Here is a 17631-nt window from a genome sequence, read left to right as displayed (position 1 = left end):
TCAGGCGATGGCGGAGACGTCGTGCGACGCCTCGTACGCGGCCAGCTTGTCGATGCGGCGCTGGTGGCGGGCGTCGCCGCTGAAGGGCTCGGCGACGAACGCCTCGACGAACGACGTCGCCTCCTCGACGGAGTGCATGCGGCCGCCGACGGCGATGACGTTGGCGTCGTTGTGCTGGCGGCCGAGCGTCGCCGTCTCCAGCGACCAGGCGAGCACCGCGCGCACCCCGACGACCTTGTTGGCCGCGATCTGCTCGCCGTTGCCCGAGCCCCCGATGACGATGCCGAGCGTGCCGGGCTCCGCGACGACGGCCTCGCCCGCCGCGATGCAGAAGGCGGGGTAGTCGTCCTGCGGGTCGAGCTCGTGGGCGCCGTGGTCGACGACGTCGTGCCCGGCGGCGCGCAGGTGGTCGACGAGGTGGGTCTTGAGCTCGTATCCGGCGTGATCGGCGGCGATGTGCAGGCGCATGGCGTCATTCTCCCTCACCGGGCGTGGGCGTCGCGCCGTAGGGTGACGCCATGACTGCCGACGCCACCGGGCTGCGGTCCGGTATCGACCTCTCCGCCCTCGACCAGGCCGTCCGCCCCCAGGACGACCTGTACCGCCACGTCAACGGGCGCTGGCTCGCCCAGCACGAGATCCCCGCCGACCGTGCCATGGACGGCGCGTTCCGCGAGCTGCACGACCTCTCGGAGGAGCGCGTCCGCGCCATCATCACCGACCTCGCCGCGACCGAGGACCTCGACCCGGCGTCCACGCCCGCCAAGATCGGCGCGCTGTACGCGAGCTTCCTCGACACCGACCGGGTGCAGCGGCTCGGCACGACGCCGGTGGCCGACGAGCTCGCCCAGATCGCCGGCGCGGCCGACTCCGCCGCGCTCGTCGAGGTCCTGGGCGCGCTGCAGCGCACCGGGGGCGGCGGCGCCGTCGCGTTCTACGTCGACAACGACGCCAAGGACCCGGAGACGTACGTGACCTACCTCGTCCAGGGCGGCCTCGGCCTGCCCGACGAGGCCTACTACCGCGAGGACCAGTACGCCCCCGTGCGGGAGAAGTACGCGCCGCACCTGGCTCGCATGCTGGCGCTCGCGGGCGTCACGGCCGGCTCGTCGTGGGGCGCCGACCCCGAGGACGCCGCGGCCCGCGTGCTCGCCCTCGAGACGAAGCTCGCCGCGCACCACTGGGACGTGGTGCGCGACCGCGACGCCGACCTCACCTACAACCCGATGACGCTCGCCGACCTCGTCGAGCAGGCGCCCGGCTTCGGCTGGCGCGCCTGGGCCGCGGCGCTCGGGGCCCCCGAGGGGTCCCTGGACTCCCTCGTGGTGCGCGAGCCCTCGTTCGCGACCGGCCTCGCGGAGCTGTGGCGCTCCGAGGCGCTCGAGGACTGGAAGCTCTGGGCCGCGTACCACCTGGTCACCGCCCGCGCCGCCTACCTCGACGACGCCACGGTGGAGGCCAACTTCGACTTCTACGGCCGCACGCTCTCGGGCGCGCAGGAGGTGCGCGACCGCTGGAAGCGCGGCGTCGCGCTCGTCGAGCGGGCGCTCGGCGAGGCCGTGGGCGAGCAGTACGTGGCCCGCCACTTCCCGCTGGAGCACAAGGAGCGGATGGACACGCTGGTCGCGAACCTGGTGGCCGCCTACCGCGAGTCCATCGAGGCGCTCGACTGGATGACGCCCGAGACCAAGGTCAAGGCGCTCGCCAAGCTCGAGCGGTTCACGCCCAAGGTGGGCTACCCCGTGAAGTGGCGCGACTACGCCGCGCTCGAGGTCGACGCCGCCGACCTCGTCGGCAACGTCCGCCGCGCGCACGCCTTCGAGCAGGACCACGAGCTCGGCAAGATCGGGCGGCCGATCGACCGCGACGAGTGGTTCATGACGCCGCAGACGGTCAACGCCTACTACAACCCGGGCATGAACGAGATCGTCTTCCCGGCCGCGATCCTGCAGCCGCCGTTCTTCGACCCGGACGCCGACGACGCCGTCAACTACGGCGGCATCGGCGGCGTCATCGGGCACGAGATCGGGCACGGTTTCGACGACCAGGGCTCCAAGTACGACGGCGACGGCCGACTCGAGGACTGGTGGACCGAGACCGACCGCACCGAGTTCGAGAAGCGCACCAAGGCCCTCATCGCGCAGTACGACGGCTTCCGTCCCGCGCAGCTGCCCGCCGAAGGTCCGCACGTCAACGGCGCGCTGACCATCGGTGAGAACATCGGCGACCTCGGCGGCCTGTCCATCGCGATCAAGGCCTACCGCATCGCGCTCGGCACGTCGCTGGACGACGCCCCCGTCGTCGACGGGCTCACCGGTCTCGAGCGCATCTTCCTCGGCTGGGCCCAGGTCTGGCAGTCCAAGGGGCGCGACGAGGAGATCGTGCGGCGCATCGCCACCGACCCGCACTCCCCCAACGAGTTCCGCTGCAACGGCGTGGTCCGCAACGTCGACGAGTTCCACACCACCTACGGCGTGCGCCCCGACGACGCGCTGTGGCTCGCGCCCGAGGAGCGCGTGCGCATCTGGTGACGCACCGGGCAGGGACACCCTCCCGACGCGACGAAGCCGCCGGCCGTGCTCACGGTCGGCGGCTTCGTCGCGTCGGGAGGCGGACGGCGGATCAGCTGGTGCCGATGCCCGCCCGTGCCAGGGAGAAGCCCTTGCCCGTGGGGTCGTGCGTGCACGACATGCCCGTCTCCTCGCTGGTGCACGTGTAGTCGCCCTCGGTGATCGAGTCGCCGTAGTCCAGGACGTCGACGTCGTCGCCCGCGGCCTCCGGCTGCTCGTTCGCGGGGACGCACGGCTGCGCGACCGTCCCCTCGGCGTCGACCGTCACGGCGTAGCCCGTGGTGCCGTCGCAACCCTCCGTCGGGGCGGGCTGCTGGTTGAGCTGGGCGATCCCGCAGGAGGCGCCGTCGGCGTAGATCGAGCACGCGATGTTCTTCGACGGCGCCGCGAAGTGCGCCAGCACCTCGCCCTGCATCGGCTCCTGCGCGGACGCGGACGCCGACGGCGTGGGGCTGGCGACCGTCCCGGCGTCCGCCGCGGGGGCGTCAGGGGACGACGAGCTGAAGATCTGCACGGCGAACACGACCGCCATGGCGATGAGCACGACGTCGACCGCGATGAACGCGATCCAGCCGGCGGAGAGCCTCCGGCGACGGCGCGGCGGCGCGGGCGGGGGTGCCGCGGCAGGGGCGGCGTACCCGGCTGGCGCGTGCGTGGCGGTCGCCTGCTGCGCGTGGACGGGCTGCTGCACCTGGGTCGCCGCCGCAGGCGGAACCGGGGCCGGCTGCGCGGCGTAGGCGGGCTGGGCCGAGTACGCCGGCGGGTACGGCGCCGCCTGCGGCGAGTACGCCGGGGTGGGCGGGATCTGCTGCGTGGCCTGGTGGGCCGGCGGGTACGTCGGCTGCGCGGCCACCGCCGGCTCCGGCGGTGGCGGCACGGGGGCGTGCACGGTCGCCGCGCCGGCGGGCGGCGTGGTGGGTGCGGCCGCGGCGGGCTCCGGCCGCGGCGGTGGGGCCGCGGCGGCCGGTGCGGTGACCTGCTGCAGCGGCACGTCGGCCCACGGGTCGACCACGGTGGGGCGCTGGTACGCGGACGCGACGCGGCGCACGCCGGCGGCCGGCGACGTCGGCGGCACCGACGGCGGTCTGCCGTCGGACCCCGGCGGAGACGGCGGAACGGTGCCGGACATCTGGACTCCCTCCAGTCACTCCTCGGGCGTCGCGGGCGGGGTGTCGGGCACCCGAGCCGCGGCGACGCACCGGGCAGGATGTCACGATCCGGTCTCGACGGTCGAACCCGGCCCCACCGGACCCCGAGAAACCCGTGCGGCTCGGCAGGCCCGAGGTGGCATCATCGTGCGCGAGCCTGCGCGCCCATCACGCGCTGCACCACCTTGAGACGAGGGAGAACCCGTGCCCGGAGAGAACCTGACCCGCGCCGAGGCGATCGAGCGCGCCGACGTCGTCACCGACGTCGCGTCCTACGCGATCGATCTCGACCTGACCACCGGACCGACCACGTTCGCGTCCACCACCGTCATCCGGTTCTCGGCCACGCCGGGCGCGAGCACCTTCGTGGACCTGGTCGCCCCGGCCGTGCGCGAGGTCGTGCTCAACGGCCGCGCGCTGGACCCGGCCGAGGTGTTCGCCGACTCCCGCATCGCGCTGACCGACCTGGCCGCGACCAACGAGCTGCGCGTCGTCGCCGACTGCGCCTACATGAACACCGGGGAGGGCCTGCACCGGTTCGTCGACCCGGTCGACGGCGAGGTGTACCTCTACACGCAGTTCGAGGTGCCCGACGCCCGCCGCGTCTTCGCGACCTTCGAGCAGCCCGACCTCAAGGCGCCGTACCAGGTGACCGTCACGGCCCCCGCGGCCTGGGAGGTCGTGTCGAACCAGCCGACGCCCGAGCCCATGACGGCGACCCACGCGACGGACGCCGACGTCCCGACCGCGACCTGGACGTTCGAGCCGACGCCGCGCATCTCGTCCTACCTCGTGGCCCTCGTCGCCGGCCCGTACGCCGTGCAGCGCGGCGAGCTCACGTCGTCCGACGGTCGAACGATCCCGCTCGGCGTGTTCTGCCGCTCCTCGCTCGCCGAGCACCTGGACGCGGACTACATCATGGAGACGACCCGCAAGGGCTTCGCCTTCTACGAGTCGACGTTCGGCGTGCCGTACCCGTTCGACAAGTACGACCAGCTGTTCGTGCCCGAGTACAACATGGGCGCGATGGAGAACCCCGGCTGCGTGACGTTCACCGAGTCGTACGTCTTCCGCTCCCAGGTGACCGACGCCATGCGCGAGCGCCGCGTCGTGACGATCCTGCACGAGCTGGCCCACATGTGGTTCGGCGACCTCGTCACCATGAAGTGGTGGAACGACCTCTGGCTGAACGAGTCGTTCGCCGAGTACGCGTCCACGCTCGCCACCGCCGAGGCCACCGAGTGGGAGGCCGCCTGGACCACCTTCTCCGCGATGGAGAAGACCTGGGCGTACCGCCAGGACCAGCTCCCCTCCACGCACCCGATCGTCGCGGAGATCCGCGACCTCGAGGACGTGCAGGTCAACTTCGACGGCATCACCTACGCCAAGGGCGCGTCCGTGCTCAAGCAGCTCGCCGCGTGGGTCGGCCGCGACGAGTTCCTGGGAGGCGTGTCGGCGTACTTCCGCAAGCACGCCTGGTCGAACACCGAGCTGCGCGACCTGCTCGTCGAGCTCGAGGCCACCAGCGGCCGCGACCTGACCGCCTGGTCGAAGGCGTGGCTGGAGACGGCCGGCGTGAACACGCTGCGCCCGGAGATCGAGGAGGACGCCGAGGGGCGCATCACCGGCTTCGCCGTGCTGCAGTCGGCCCCCGCCGACTACCCGACCATCCGGCCGCACCGCCTCGGCATCGGCTTCTACGACCTCGTCGACGGCGCGCTCACCCGCACGCACGAGGTCGTCATCGACGTCGACGGCGAGCGCACCGACGTGCCCGAGCTGGTCGGTCGGGAGCGCCCCGCGCTCGTGCTGCTCAACGACGAGGACCTCGCGTATGCGAAGATCCGCCTCGACGAGGCGTCGCTCGCCGAGGCCCTGGAGCACCTGTCGCGCATCACCGACCCGCTGGCCCGCTCCCTCGTCTGGGGCTCGGTCTGGGACGCGGTGCGCGACGGCGAGACGCCGGCGTCCGCGTACGTCGACCTGGTGCTCGGCAACATCGCCGCGGAGACCGAGTCGACCACCGTCCGCACGACGCTCAACCAGCTCGGCCTGGCCGCCCGCTCGTACGTGGCGCCGGAGCGGCGCGCCGCGACCCTGGCGCGCATCGGCGACCGGCTGTGGGCCCTCGCACAGGAGGCCTCCGCGGGCTCCGACCTGCAGCTGCAGCTCGTGAAGTTCTTCGCGCAGCTCGCGTCGACGCCCGGCCACGCGGCCCCGCTGCGCGGCCTGCTCGACGGCTCGGTCACCCTCGACGGGCTCACGGTGGACACCGACCTGCGGTGGGAGCTGCTGGAGAGCCTCGTGCTGCTCGGCGCTGCCGACGGTGCCGAGGTCGACGCCGCGCTCGAGCAGGACGACACGGCCACGGGCCGCCAGGCGGCCGCCCGGGCGCGCGCCGCGACGCCGACCGTGGCGGGCAAGGAGGCCGCGTTCGCGTCCGTCGTCGACCAGACGGACGTGCCGAACGCGATCATCCGCTCCACCGCGGCCGGCTTCGTGCACGTGACGGACCCGGCGGTGCTGGAGCCCTTCGCCGCCCGCTATGTCGATGCGCTGCTGCCGATCTGGACCACACGCAGCTACCACATCGCCGAGGAGCTCATCGAGGGTCTCTACCCGGCGCCGCTGGCGTCGGTCGCGCTGCGCGACGCCGTCCGCGGCTGGCTGGAGACCCACGCGGACGCCCCGGCCGCCCTGCGCCGCATGGTGGTCGAGCAGCTCGCCGGCACGGAGCGGGCGCTTGCCGCGCAGGCCGTCGACGCCGCCTGACGCGAGATAGAGCGCGCGTCGCGCCGAGATAGAGCGCGCGTCGCGCCGAGATAGAGCGCGATCCTCTATTCCGGCGCGGCGCGCGCGCTGCGCTATCCAGCCGTCGCGCGCCACCGGCCGACGAACGCCCTCCGCAGCCGCCGCACGAACGCCGCATCGCCCTCGGCGTCGCTCCAGTCGGCGCGTTCGAGGTGCCAGCCCGTCTCCTCGATGGCCTCGTGACGCTCGCGCTCCCGCCGCCGCACGCCGTCGTGGTCCCCGGCGGCGAGGTCCGTGTACTTGACGGCGCCGTCGAACTCGATCCCGACTCGCGGCCGCGTCCACCCGACGTCGATCCACCGGGTGCCGATCCGCGTCTCCACCGGGATCTGGGTCTCCACCGGGCCGAACCGCTGCTCGACAGCGATCAGTCGCACCAGGCACTCGCCGGGACGCCCTGCACGACGACGCGGTCGCGCCAGGGGAGGTCGGTCCAGTGCCGCGTCACCTTGTGCCGGTGGTCCCACGACTCGGTCTCCCGGCGCACCTGCGGCGGATACAGCTGGGTCAGGTGCACGGCGTCGGCGAGCCGATAGGTCCACAGGCCGTGCACGAGTGCCGCCGTCGGACCGCTGAACCAGAACTGGGTGTCCAGGGCCGCCAAGGTGGCAGCAACGCGCGCCATGACGAGGTCCCCGCGCGCCACCGCCGGTGGTGCCTCCGGGTCCGGAGTCGTGTACAGGTCGCCGCGTAGTCGCAGCACCCCGGACAGGTTCGCCGCCTGTTCGAGGTCGAGGAGCAGGCCCGATGTCACCGGCGACGGCAGAGCCGGCGGACGGAGCGGACCGGGGGCGGTTCTCATGGGCACGTGTCCAGCGTCGCCACCGGCGGGGTCGTTCAGCGGCGCGGTCAGCCCATCTGTGGACAACCGCAGAGACGGCGGCCTTGTGGACCGCCGTCTCTATCTCGGCGCGACGCGCGCTCTATCTCGCGGTGCGGACCGCCTGGACCAGGGAGCGCAGGCGGGCGTTGTCGAAGAGGTCGTCCACGAGGACGACGTTCCCCGACCCGTCGGCCAGCGGCACCTTCCAGTTCGGGTACTCCTGGTCGGTGCCGGGCTGGTTCTGCGTGCGCCGCTCGCCGACGGCGTCGGTGAGCTGCACGCCCACCAGCGCGGCCGGGGTCTTGCGCAGGTACCGGTGCAGCCCTTCGACGATCTCCCGCTCGGACGGGTGGTCGCCGACCAGCCCGCGCATCGCGAGCGCCAGCACGGCCGCGTCCCGCTCGGCGCGCGCGGCGGCCCGCAGCTCCTGCGCGTCGTCGGCGAGCAGGCCGAGGCGCTCACGCAGGTCCACGTGCTCCCCCGCGAGGTACCCGGCCGCGGGCGGCATGTCGTGCGTGCCGACGGTGGCGAGGGACGCCCGCCGGTACTTCTCCGGCTCGAGCGGGCGCCCGTCCTCCTTCTCGAACCACAGCACCGACGTGCCGAGCACGCCTCGGTCGGCGAGCTCGTCACGCACCCACGGCTCGAAGACGCCGAGGTCCTCCCCCACGACGACGGCGCCCGCGCGGTGCGCCTCCAGGCACAGGATCCCGAGCAGCGCCTCGTGGTCGTAGCGGACGTACGCGCCGGCGGCCGGCGACGCGCCGTCCGGCACCCACCACTGGCGGAACAGGCCCAGCACGTGGTCGACGCGCAGCGCGCCCGCGTGCCGCAGCACGGTGCGCAGCATGTCGCGATAGGGCGCGTAGCCCGCTCGTGCGAGCGCCCGAGGGTTCCACGGCGGCTGCGACCAGGCCTGCCCCTGCTGGTTGTACATGTCCGGGGGCGCCCCGACGGAGACGTCGCGGGCGAGCACGTCGCGGTGGGCCCACGCGTCCGCACCCTGCGGGTGCGCGCCCACGGCCAGGTCGTGCATGATGCCGATCCGCATCCCCGCCTCGCGGGCCACGCGCTGGGCGGTCTGCTTCTGCTCGTCGGCCACCCATTGCAGCCACACGTAGAACTCCACCCGCTCGGCGAGCTGCTCGCGCAGCGCCGCGACAGCGGGCGACGCGGGGTCGCCCAGCTCGTCGGGACGCGGCCGCGACCCGAGGTGCTCGACGATCGCGCACCAGGTCGCGAAGTCGCGCAGGCCGGTGCCCTCCGCGGCGACGAACTCCTCGTAGGCCGCCTGCCGTGCGGCGCGCCGCGGCGCGGTGAACACCACCTCGAGCGCTGCCTTCTTGGCCTCCCACACGGCATCCCGGTCGAGAGCGCCCGGGTCGGCCACGAGGTCGCGCACCGGGTCGGCCGCCCACTCCACGAGGGAGCGGTCGGCCGCGGTGAGGTACGCCGTCTCGGGGATGTCCTCCACCCGCACGTACAGGGGGCTGAGGAAGCGCCGGCTGGTCGGCAGGTACGGCGACGTGGTCAGCGGCGTCACCGGCTCGGTGGCGGACAGCGGGTTGACCCCGACGAAGTCCGCACCGGCGCGGTGCGCCGTCAGCCAAGCGAGGTCCGCCAGGTCGGCGAGGTCGCCCACGCCCCACGACGTGCGCGAGCGCACCGAGTACAGCTGGACGAGGAAGCCCCACCACTGGTCGTCCTCCAGCCCGGCGGGCAGCTCGAGCCGGCGCGGGGTGACGACGACGGTGGCGCGGGACTCATGGCCCTCCGTGAGCGCGTGCAGCGAGTGCCAGCCGAGCGGCAGGTCCGCCGGGAGGGCGAAGGTCGCGCGGCCGATGGTGCGGCCGTCGACCGTGCGCGGCTCCACGAGGACGTCCAGCTGGTCGAGGTCGCGGCGGCGGCGCACCGCGTGCTCGCGCGCGGCGGGCTCCGCGCCGTGCGCCTCCAGCCACACGTGCACGGCCGCACCGGCGGTGACGTGCACCGGGACCTGCGCGTCGTCACCCTCGCGCACCACGACGGTGGGCGGCAGGACGGCGCGCCACTCGTCGTCGCGCGCCCGCTGCAGGCTGTGCGTCACCTGCTGCGGGGTGCCCGCGGGCACGCCCAGCGCACCCAGCACCGCCACGAGCGTCGGCGCCGACGTGGTCACCGCCTCGCCGCCGAAGCCGTGGTGCTCCGTGAGCACGCCGTGCGCCGCGGCGAGCTCGCGCAGCTCGGCGGTCGGCTCGTCGGAGGCCGACGGGGCGTCGGCCACCGCCTCGGGCGCGTCGGTGCGCACGTCGTCGGGCGTCTCGTCCATCTCGTCCGGGGCGGCGTCCGGGGTCGTCGGCTGATCCTTGCTCACGGGGACGATCCTGCCATCGGTTGCCCGACCAGGCCGTCCGCCCACGCGGCGGCGGTCCCGCCCGGCCGGTGTTTCGTCACCGGACGCGCTCTCGCTACCGTGGGTGGGTGACTCCCCTGAACCTCGCCCTCCGGACCGCTGCCCCGGCGTCCGTGAGCCCGACCCCGAGCCCGAGCCCCAGCCCGTCCGACACCGGCATCGTCGAGCAGGGCTTCGACGCGACCGTCGAGGCGGGGAACGCCTTCTGGGAGTGGTTCACCGGCTGGCCGCTGCAGATCCTCGTCATCCTGGTGATCGGCGGCGTCATCCTCGCGCTGCTGCGGCGCGTGATCGGGCACGTGACGGAGCGCATCGCCACGGGAGCGGGGACGAAGACGACCGAGCCGCCGAAGGACGCCTCGGCGTCCTCCGGGGCGTGGCGCCGCTACCTGGGCCGGACGCCGTTCGTCGAGGACGCGATCGCGCTGGCGAACCCGCTGGCCAGCCAGCGGCGCGCGCAGCGGGCACGGACGGTGGGGTCGGTGCTGCGCTCGACGGCCAACATCACGGTCGGCACGATCATGGCGCTGATGATCCTGCAGGCGGTGGGTCAGCCGGTCGGAGCGCTCCTCGCCTCCGCCGGCGTCGTCGGCATCGCGCTGGGCTTCGGCGCCCAGAGCCTGGTGAAGGACTTCATCTCCGGCGTCTTCCTCCTGGTCGAGGACCAGTTCGGCGTGGGCGACGTCGTCGACCTCGGCTCGGGCGCGACCGGCACGGTCGAGGAGGTGCAGCTCCGCGTCACGCAGGTGCGCGCCTTCGACGGCACCCTCTGGTACGTGCGCAACGGCGAGATCCTGCGGGCCGGCAACATGACGCAGCAGTGGTCGCGCGCCGTGGCCGAGGTCCGTGTGCCGATCGACGCTGACGTCGACGTGGTCCGCGCCGCGCTCGGCCGCGCCGCCGACGCCGTGCAGGCCGACCCGGAGCTCTCCCCGCTGCTACTCGAGGCGCCCTCGGTGCGCGGGGTCGACGCCGTGAACGACATCACCATGACGTTCACGCTGCACGCGCAGACCCGACCGGGCGACCAGTGGGAGGTCTCGCGCGAGCTCCGCCGACTGGCGCAGGCCGAGCTGCGCCGGTCCGGCGTGCTGCTGCAGCAGGACGACGTCGAGCCGGCCCTGCTGGAGGAGCCCGAGGTCTGATCCGGGCCGTCAGGAGACGAGCAGCGGGTCCATCTGCGCGGCGAGGTCGTCGGCCTCCGGGCCCACGATCACCTGCACCACCCGGCCGGAGCGCACCACGCCGAACGCGCCCGACGCCTTGAGCCCCGGCTCGTCCACGAGGGCCGGGTCGCTCACCTCGACCCGCAGCCGGGTGATGCACGGCTCGAGCTCGACGACGTTACGGCTGCCGCCGAGCGCCGCGAGGATGTCGTCGGCCTTGTGCGGGGCGATGGTCATGGGGGCCTCCCGTGGAGTGCGTCGTTGCAGGTCCGTGACCAGCGTAACCCTCCGGGGCGCCGAGCGGGAGGAGCAGCACCGCGGGTGTCTGGGAGGATGGCCCGGTGACGGACCAGACTTCACCCGCGTCGTTCTACGACGCCGTCGGCGGGCACGCGACGTTCGAGCGCCTCGTCGACGTGTTCTACGAGGGCGTCGCCACCGACGAGGTGCTGCGGCCCATGTACCCCGAGGAGGACCTCGGGCCCGCGAAGGTGCGGCTCACGCTGTTCCTCGAGCAGTACTGGGGCGGCCCGACGACGTACAGCCAGCAGCGCGGCCACCCGCGCCTGCGCATGCGACACGCACCGTTCAAGGTCAACCCCGACGCGCGCGACCGCTGGCTGCGCCACATGCGCACCGCCGTCGACTCCCTGGGCCTGGCGCCGATCCACGAGTCCCAGCTGTGGGACTATCTGGAGCGCGCGGCGTTCAGCATGATCAACACGTTCGACGAGTGACCCCTCGACCCCACCAGGAGTGCCCGTGAGCGAGACGTCCACCACCACGCCGGCCCCGGCGGGTATCCCCGACGCCCTGGACCGTCTGCTGGCGGCGCTCGACCTGCGCGAGGTCGACGGCTGGGGCCCCCGCGGGGAGGACGACGTCTGGCGCGGCGACAGCGTGCCCGGCCCCGCCCGCCGTGTGTACGGCGGCCAGGTGCTGGCGCAGGCCCTGCTCGCCTGCGGCCGCACCGTCGACGACGACAGGCTGCCGCACTCCCTGCACGCCTACTTCCTGCGCGAGGGCACCCTGGACACGCCGATCGACTTCGCCGTCGAGCGGCTGCGCGACGGCCGGTCGTTCAGCGCGCGCCGGTCGCACGCGATCCAGCACAACAAGCCGATCCTGTCGCTGACGGTGTCCTTCCAGACCGACCAGCCCGGCTACGAGGCCTTCGCGCCGGCCCCCGACGACGTGCCGCCGCCGGAGGACGTCACCTCCGCGATCGAGATGCTCGAGGGCATCGACCACCCGGCCGCGAAGTTCTGGTCCCACGAGTCGGCGTTCGACCTGCGTCACGTGGGTGGCTCGCTCTACCTGGGGCCCGACCCTCGGCCGAAGCCCACGCAGCAGGTGTGGGTGCGCGCCCGGCACGCGATCGAGTCCGACGACCGGCTGCTGCACCGCGCCCTGCTCGCCTTCGCCTGCGACCAGGTGATGCTCGAGCCGGTGCTGCGCCAGGCGGGCAGGTCGTGGATCGACGTCGGCGGCACCGTGCCGATGGCGAGCCTCGACCACGCCATGTGGTTCCACCGCGACGCACGCGCCGACGACTGGCTGCTGTACGTGCAGGAGTCGCCGGGCGCGCAGGGCGGGCGCGGTCTGGGCCTCGCCCGCGTGTACGACCGCGAGGGCCGGCTGGTGGCGAGCATCGCCCAGGAGGGCATGATCCGGCTGCCCGGCTGAGGCGCGACGCGGCTGCGGGGAGCGCGCGCCGCACACTGTGCGCGTGCGACTGCGCCGCGTCTCCGTGTCCTCCCCCGGTGACTCGCGCCGGGCGAAGGGCGACGGCTGGGTGTTCCTCGACGTCGAGGGCGCGCCGCTCGCCGACGAGGCCGAGATCGCGCGCTGCACCCACCTGGCGATCCCGCCCGCCTGGTCCGACGTCTGGATCTGCCGGCGGCCCGCGCCGGGGTCACCCGGGGACCTCGCCCGGCCCGGGCTCGAGCGCCGTACGGTGCTCGCGCTCGCGTTCCGGCTCCTCGACGAGGCGTACTTCCGCGCCGCGGCGAGGTGTACGCGAAGCGGCACGACAGCTACGGCCTCGCGACGATCCGCAAGGAGCACGCCACCGTGCGCCGCGACGGCAGCGCGCACCTCCGCTATCCCGCCAAGTCGGGACAGCTGCGCGACGTGCTTGTCGAGGACCCGGTGGTGGCCGGCCTCGTCACCACGCTGAAGCGCCGGCGCGGCGGCGTCGACCTGCTCGCCTGGCGCGAGACCGGCGAGGACGGGCGCCTCGCCTGGCACGCCACCGTGCTCAGCGCCCGGGCGCCGGCCGCCGCCGGGCCAGGTCAGCCGCGGCGGCGGAAGGCCACGGGCTCCTCGAGGAACGTCTCCCACACCGCGCGCTCGTCGTGGCCGATGCGGCGGGGGGCGCCGGTCGCGGCGTCGACGAGGACGATCGTCGTGACCGCCTTGACGTACGCCTTGCCGCCGGTCGCCGGACCCGTGCGGGCGAAGCCGCCCGGGACGCCGTCGTGCACCTCGTAGCAGACCTCGAGGCTGGCGCCCCCGATGGCGCCGATCCACATCTCCACACGCACCGGGGTGCGGGAGAAGCCGAGGGGCCGAAGGTACTCGATCTGCTGGCCGGCGACCAGCGTGTGCGACGTGGCGTGCGGCCCGGTGTCCAGCACGGCGGTCGGCCACTCGTCGCCGTCCACGGCCTCCGGGTGCCGCCAGAACGCCGTGATGCGCGCGTCCTCCAGGAGGCGGAACATCGCGACGTTGTTGACGTGCTGGTACGCGTCGAGGTCGGACCAGCGCAGGGAGACGGGGACGTGCAGACGGGTCATGACCCGCATGGTCGCACGCCGGTCGTGTGCCCCGGCAATCCGTCAGCCGGCGGCGATCGCCGCCGCGGCGCGGCACCGGGCGAGCGCGGTGAGCTCGTCGCCCACCGGCACGCGCACCAGCCGGTCAGCCACCCCCGAGACGGACTCGCGCAGGCGGCGGCGCACGCGGGAGGCCCGGCGCCGCGCGCCCCAGGCGGTCAGGACCCGGGCGACGAGCGCGAGCAGCAGGCCCAGCGCCAGGCCCCCGAGCGCCAGGAGCGTCGGCCACGGGACCTGGAGCACGCCCCCGCCCGAGGCCGTCAGGTCCACGGTGACCACCGGCAGGATCAGCGGCGGCAGCCGGAAGTACTCCACCACCGCGGCGGCGCCCAGCCACAGCAGCCCTGCCACCGCGACGGCGAGCAGCAGCCACTGCACGGCGCCGGCCACCGCCCACCAGCGCGGCCGGCGCGCGGCCTCCAGCTGCGTGCCGACGACCGCCTGGTCGAGGTCGCCCGGCAGCCGGTCGATCGCGTCCTGCGCCCGGGCCCGCGCCACCAGCACCCACGGGTCGGGGGCCCCGTCGGTCACGTCGTCGACGTACCGGCGCACGGCCGACGCCGACGCCGCGCGCACCGCGGGCCGCGTGGTCGGCAGGGAGCTGCGCACCAGGTCGGGCCGGTCCGGCTCGCCGCCCGGACCCGTGGCTCCCGTCCCCGCGTCGTCGGCTCCGCGACGCAGGCCCAGGCGACGCAGCGGGTCCCGCCGCAACCGCGACACCCACCGCGTGACCGGCCACCCCGTGGCGAGGTGCGCGTCCCTACGGTGCGCGGACGCGACCGCGTCGGCCACCACCGGCACCCCCGCGGCGGCCTCGAGCGCGTCCACCAGCGCGCCGGTGGCGCGCTCCCCCGCCCGCGACGCCGGGCTCGAGCCGCACGCGTCCGCGATCCGCTGCGCCGCGGCGCGTGTGTCCGCGGCGAGCCGCGCAGTCGCGGCCTCGCGCCGCGCCGCCGCCTCCGCGAGCAGCCCCTTGAGCTCGTCCATCCCGCGCCCGGTCGCGGCCGACACGGCGAGCACGCGCGCGCCGTCCAACCCGTCGGCGGCGACCAGTCGGCGCAGGTCGGCCAGCATCGCGTCTGTCTCCGCGTCGGCGAGCCGGTCGGCCTGGTTCAGCACCACGACCACCACGTCCTCCCGGCCCGCCAGCGGCCGCAGGTAGCGCTCGTGCAGAGCCGCGTCCGCGTACTTCTGCGGGTCCACGACCCACACCAGCAGGTCGGCCCGCTCCACCAGCCGCTCGGCCCGCACCCGGTGCTCGACGACGACCGAGTCGTGGTCGGGCAGGTCGAGCAGCACGAGCCCGGTCGAGATGCCCGCGGGACCGCGCCGCCCCCGCAGCCGGGCGAGCCCGCGGCGGGCGGGACGTGCCGCGCCCGCGGCGTCGGTGGGGTCGTCGTCCGCCGTCGGCGCCGGCATCTCCTGGCGCCGCTTGACCTCCAGCCAGTCGAGCAGCGGGCCGGCGCCGTCGCCCCACACGGCCGCGACGGGGTGGGCCGTCGTGGGCCGGCGCACCCCCACGGTCGCGATCGGGGCGCCCGCCACGGCGTTCAGCACGCTCGACTTGCCCGAGCCGGTGGCACCCGCGAGCGCCACGACCGTGTGCTCGGCGGAGAGCCCGCCGCGCTCACGGGCCCGCTTCACGACGGCGCGCGCGTCGTCGAGCAGCCCGCGGTCGAGCCGGCCGCTCGCCGCGACGACCGCCGTCTCCAGCGCCGCGGTCCGGTCCGCGAGGTCGATCCGGCTCACTGGTCCCCCTCCTCGTGCCGGTCCCGGGACCGCCAGCGTGACCACCAGCCGGCGCGGCGTGCGGGTGCACCCTCCTCGCCGGCGGGCGCGTCGTCCGCCCCGCCGGGCGTGTCCGGCAGGCGGAAGGTGCCCGCTCCGCGCAGCAGCCCGCCGCTCCACGGGCGGGTGGCACCCTCGTGCGGCACCGCCCGCGCGGACCGCTCGGCCCGGGCCGCCGAAGCCACGCGGTGCGCGGCGGCGCGGACCCCGTCGGCACCGGTGTCCTGGGTGCCCAGCGCATCGAGCTGCGCCGTGTAGCGGGCCGCCTGCCCGCGCAGGACCGCGTCGACGCGGCCGTTCAGCCGCTCCTTGGCCTGGGCCGCGAGGCGACGCACGGCCTCGTCGCCGAAGACGGCCTCGAGCAGCTTCTGCGCCACGACGGCGGTGCCGCCCGCGATCCCGATCTCCGCCCCGGTGAGCCCCGCGGTCGAGGCGAACACGATCACCATGAGGCTGACGCCGAGCGCGTTCACCCCGAACGAGACCGCGCGCGCGGTGCCCCGCCGCGACTCGCCCTGCTCGCGCACCAGCGACAGCACGTCCTCCTGCCACCCCCGGATCTGCTCGGCCACCTCGGTGCGCAGTGCCGCCGGCACCCGCGCCAGATCCAGGCCCTCCAGGAGCGCCGCACCCGCGCCGTCGCCCCGCCAGGCCGCGAAGGTGCGCTCGGCGGCCTGCTCCGCCGCGTCGAGGATCACCGACTCGAGCCCGTGGGCGATGGCCTGCTCCACCTGCGGGGCCTCCTTCGGGCGGCCGCGGAAGAACCGCACCACCGCGTCCCGCGCACGCCCCACCCCCGCCTCGACGGCGCGGAAGAACTCCCCCGTGCCGACGAAGTCCTGCCAGCGCGCCAGCACCTCGCCGCGCAGCAGCGCTCCGTCGGACGTCGCGGCCTCCACCTGCGTCAGGGCCTCGGCGTGGTACCGGCGGACGGCGTCGCGCAGCCGGGCGTCGGCCACCTCCTGCCCGTCCGCGGTCTCGGCGAGCGCGACGGCGCGCCGGACGAGGTCGTCGACCACGCCGTCGCGGGTGGCGGCGATGACGCACGCCCGCGCCTCGGGGTCGCCGCCCAGCCCGGAGAGCCAGGTGGCGATCTCCGCGACCGCGGCCTCGGGCAGCAGTCCGTCCACCAGGGCGCCCGACCCCTGCTCGGCGGCCTCCCCGACCACGAACACGAGCGCGTCGCCCAGCCCGTGCTCGACGGTCATGCGGCGCAGGTCGCCGGCCACCTCCTCCGCCCCCGGGTCCACACGGTCCAGCACGATCGCGACCTGCGCCCGCCGGCGGGCGGCCTGACCCAGCAGGTCCCACGGCACGGCGTCCGCGTAGCGCGCCGCGGTCGTGACGAAGAGCCACAGGTCGGCCGCGCCCAGCAGCTGCGCGGAGAGCTCGCGGTTGGCCGTCTCCACGGAGTCCACGTCGGGCGCGTCCAGCAGGGCGAGGCCCTGAGGCAGCGCCTCGCTCGCGACCAGGCGCAGGGCCGCGGCGCCCTCCGCCGACGCCGCGCCCGACCCGCCGTCCGCCGCGGTGCGCGCCGCGTCCGCCGGGTGTCCCGCGGTGACGCGTGCGAGTCCGGGCAGCACCCGGTCGGTGGTGAACCAGCGGGCGTCGAGCGGGTGGTGCACGAGCACGGGCGCGCGGGTGGTGGGGCGCAGCACGCCCGGCGCCGACACCGGCTCCCCGAGCAGCGAGTTGACCAGGGTCGACTTGCCGGCGCCGGTGGACCCGCCGACGACGACGAGCAGGGGCGCCTGCTGGGCGCGCAGCCGCGGCAGCAGGTAGTCGTCGAGCTGGCCGGTGGCCTGACGCAGGTCGATGCGCGCCGCGGCAGCCCCGGGCGTCTCCAGCGGCAGGCGCAGGACGCCGAGGCGGGCGCGCAGTGCCTCGAGCGCGTCGACCAGCTCCCGGGCCGCTGCCTCGTCCCGCGGGTCGGGGGCAGGCGTCGGATCCGGGTCGGTCATGTGCCCAGTGTGCCCATCCGGGACGATCCGTGCAGAGCCGACGTGTGAGACGCCCCGCACGACCGCCCGCGACGGCCGCGCACGCGGTGAGAGGGGAGGGCACGACGGCGTGCCCTGCACGCCGGGACCCCCATC

Annotated in this window: 15 protein-coding genes; 6 read left to right on the top strand and 9 right to left on the bottom strand. The window is 74.9% G+C overall.

The features are described 5' to 3' along the window. Positions 1-468 (bottom strand): ribose-5-phosphate isomerase, encoded by a 468-nt coding sequence (locus B5Y66_RS18510; protein ID WP_079576092.1) that lies wholly within the window; start codon positions 466-468, stop codon positions 1-3. Between the two features lie 50 nt (positions 469-518). Here B5Y66_RS18510 and B5Y66_RS18505 point away from each other — a divergent pair, with 50 nt between their 5' ends. Continuing rightward, positions 519-2531: a M13 family metallopeptidase gene (locus tag B5Y66_RS18505; protein WP_079576091.1), complete on the top strand. Its 2013-nt coding sequence runs from the start codon at positions 519-521 to the stop codon at positions 2529-2531. 91 nt (positions 2532-2622) lie between these two features. Here the strand turns inward: B5Y66_RS18505 and B5Y66_RS18500 are convergent, their stop codons facing one another. Beyond that, on the bottom strand, positions 2623-3645 hold the full coding sequence (locus B5Y66_RS18500) for a hypothetical protein (protein ID WP_139820981.1): 1023 nt from the start codon (positions 3643-3645) through the stop codon (positions 2623-2625). Between the two features lie 277 nt (positions 3646-3922). On the opposite strand from B5Y66_RS18500, the gene pepN reads away from it, so the two are divergent. After that, on the top strand, positions 3923-6490 hold the full coding sequence (gene pepN / locus B5Y66_RS18495) for an aminopeptidase N (protein WP_079576089.1): 2568 nt from the start codon (positions 3923-3925) through the stop codon (positions 6488-6490). A 92-nt stretch (positions 6491-6582) separates the two neighbouring features. Here pepN and B5Y66_RS18490 read toward each other — a convergent pair whose 3' ends face one another. From B5Y66_RS18490 to malQ, 3 genes are all read right to left on the bottom strand, one after another. Next, the gene (locus B5Y66_RS18490; RefSeq protein ID WP_079576088.1) at positions 6583-6906 is read right to left on the bottom strand and encodes a hypothetical protein; all 324 of its coding nucleotides are present in this window, start codon (positions 6904-6906) and stop codon (positions 6583-6585) included. Beyond that, positions 6897-7337 (bottom strand): hypothetical protein, encoded by a 441-nt coding sequence (locus tag B5Y66_RS18485; RefSeq protein WP_139820980.1) that lies wholly within the window; start codon positions 7335-7337, stop codon positions 6897-6899. Before B5Y66_RS18485 ends, B5Y66_RS18490 begins: the two co-directional genes overlap by 10 nt. Positions 7338-7452: 115 nt before the next feature. Then, positions 7453-9660 (bottom strand): 4-alpha-glucanotransferase, encoded by a 2208-nt coding sequence (malQ, locus tag B5Y66_RS18480; RefSeq protein WP_079576327.1) that lies wholly within the window; start codon positions 9658-9660, stop codon positions 7453-7455. 152 nt (positions 9661-9812) lie between these two features. Here malQ and B5Y66_RS18475 point away from each other — a divergent pair, with 152 nt between their 5' ends. Continuing rightward, the gene (locus B5Y66_RS18475; RefSeq protein WP_079576086.1) at positions 9813-10889 is read left to right on the top strand and encodes a mechanosensitive ion channel family protein; all 1077 of its coding nucleotides are present in this window, start codon (positions 9813-9815) and stop codon (positions 10887-10889) included. 9 nt (positions 10890-10898) lie between these two features. Here B5Y66_RS18475 and B5Y66_RS18470 read toward each other — a convergent pair whose 3' ends face one another. Beyond that, positions 10899-11147, bottom strand: coding sequence for a glucose PTS transporter subunit EIIB (locus B5Y66_RS18470; protein ID WP_079576085.1), 249 nt, complete (start codon positions 11145-11147; stop codon positions 10899-10901). 104 nt (positions 11148-11251) lie between these two features. Here B5Y66_RS18470 and B5Y66_RS18465 point away from each other — a divergent pair, with 104 nt between their 5' ends. From B5Y66_RS18465 to B5Y66_RS23290, 3 genes are read left to right on the top strand one after another with little or no spacing between them, the layout of a single operon-like run. Further along, the gene (locus B5Y66_RS18465) at positions 11252-11647 is read left to right on the top strand and encodes a globin (RefSeq protein ID WP_079576084.1); all 396 of its coding nucleotides are present in this window, start codon (positions 11252-11254) and stop codon (positions 11645-11647) included. Between the two features lie 25 nt (positions 11648-11672). After that, on the top strand, positions 11673-12596 hold the full coding sequence (locus B5Y66_RS18460; RefSeq protein ID WP_079576083.1) for an acyl-CoA thioesterase: 924 nt from the start codon (positions 11673-11675) through the stop codon (positions 12594-12596). A gap of 37 nt (positions 12597-12633) precedes the next feature. Beyond that, on the top strand, positions 12634-13089 hold the full coding sequence (locus B5Y66_RS23290; RefSeq protein WP_407656409.1) for a hypothetical protein: 456 nt from the start codon (positions 12634-12636) through the stop codon (positions 13087-13089). 115 nt (positions 13090-13204) lie between these two features. Here B5Y66_RS23290 and B5Y66_RS18450 read toward each other — a convergent pair whose 3' ends face one another. The 3 genes from B5Y66_RS18450 to B5Y66_RS18440 are packed head-to-tail and all read right to left on the bottom strand — an operon-like array spanning position 13205 to position 17496. Further along, positions 13205-13708, bottom strand: a complete 504-nt coding sequence (locus tag B5Y66_RS18450; RefSeq protein ID WP_079576326.1) for an acyl-CoA thioesterase — start codon at positions 13706-13708, stop codon at positions 13205-13207. 42 nt (positions 13709-13750) lie between these two features. Next, on the bottom strand, positions 13751-15496 hold the full coding sequence (locus B5Y66_RS18445) for a dynamin family protein (protein WP_079576082.1): 1746 nt from the start codon (positions 15494-15496) through the stop codon (positions 13751-13753). Next, on the bottom strand, positions 15493-17496 hold the full coding sequence (locus B5Y66_RS18440; protein WP_079576081.1) for a dynamin family protein: 2004 nt from the start codon (positions 17494-17496) through the stop codon (positions 15493-15495). The genes B5Y66_RS18445 and B5Y66_RS18440 overlap by 4 nt, the downstream gene beginning before the upstream one ends. Positions 17497-17631 lie beyond the last annotated feature (135 nt).

This window comes from Krasilnikoviella flava (assembly GCF_900167525.1).
Taxonomy (GTDB): Bacteria; Actinomycetota; Actinomycetes; order Actinomycetales; family Cellulomonadaceae; genus Isoptericola; species Isoptericola flavus.
This window is presented reverse-complemented; position numbering and strand designations above follow the sequence as displayed.

What these genes read in the sequence shown, in the direction of transcription:
- B5Y66_RS18510 (WP_079576092.1), bottom strand. Translation starts at nt 468, where the DNA reads ATGCGCCTGCACATCGCCGCCGATCACGCCGGATACGAGCTCAAGACC.
- B5Y66_RS18505 (WP_079576091.1), top strand. Translation starts at nt 519, where the DNA reads ATGACTGCCGACGCCACCGGGCTGCGGTCCGGTATCGACCTCTCCGCC.
- malQ (WP_079576327.1), bottom strand. Translation starts at nt 9,660, where the DNA reads ATGGACGAGACGCCCGACGACGTGCGCACCGACGCGCCCGAGGCGGTG.
- B5Y66_RS18470 (WP_079576085.1), bottom strand. Translation starts at nt 11,147, where the DNA reads ATGACCATCGCCCCGCACAAGGCCGACGACATCCTCGCGGCGCTCGGC.
- B5Y66_RS18450 (WP_079576326.1), bottom strand. Translation starts at nt 13,708, where the DNA reads ATGACCCGTCTGCACGTCCCCGTCTCCCTGCGCTGGTCCGACCTCGAC.
- B5Y66_RS18440 (WP_079576081.1), bottom strand. Translation starts at nt 17,496, where the DNA reads ATGACCGACCCGGATCCGACGCCTGCCCCCGACCCGCGGGACGAGGCA.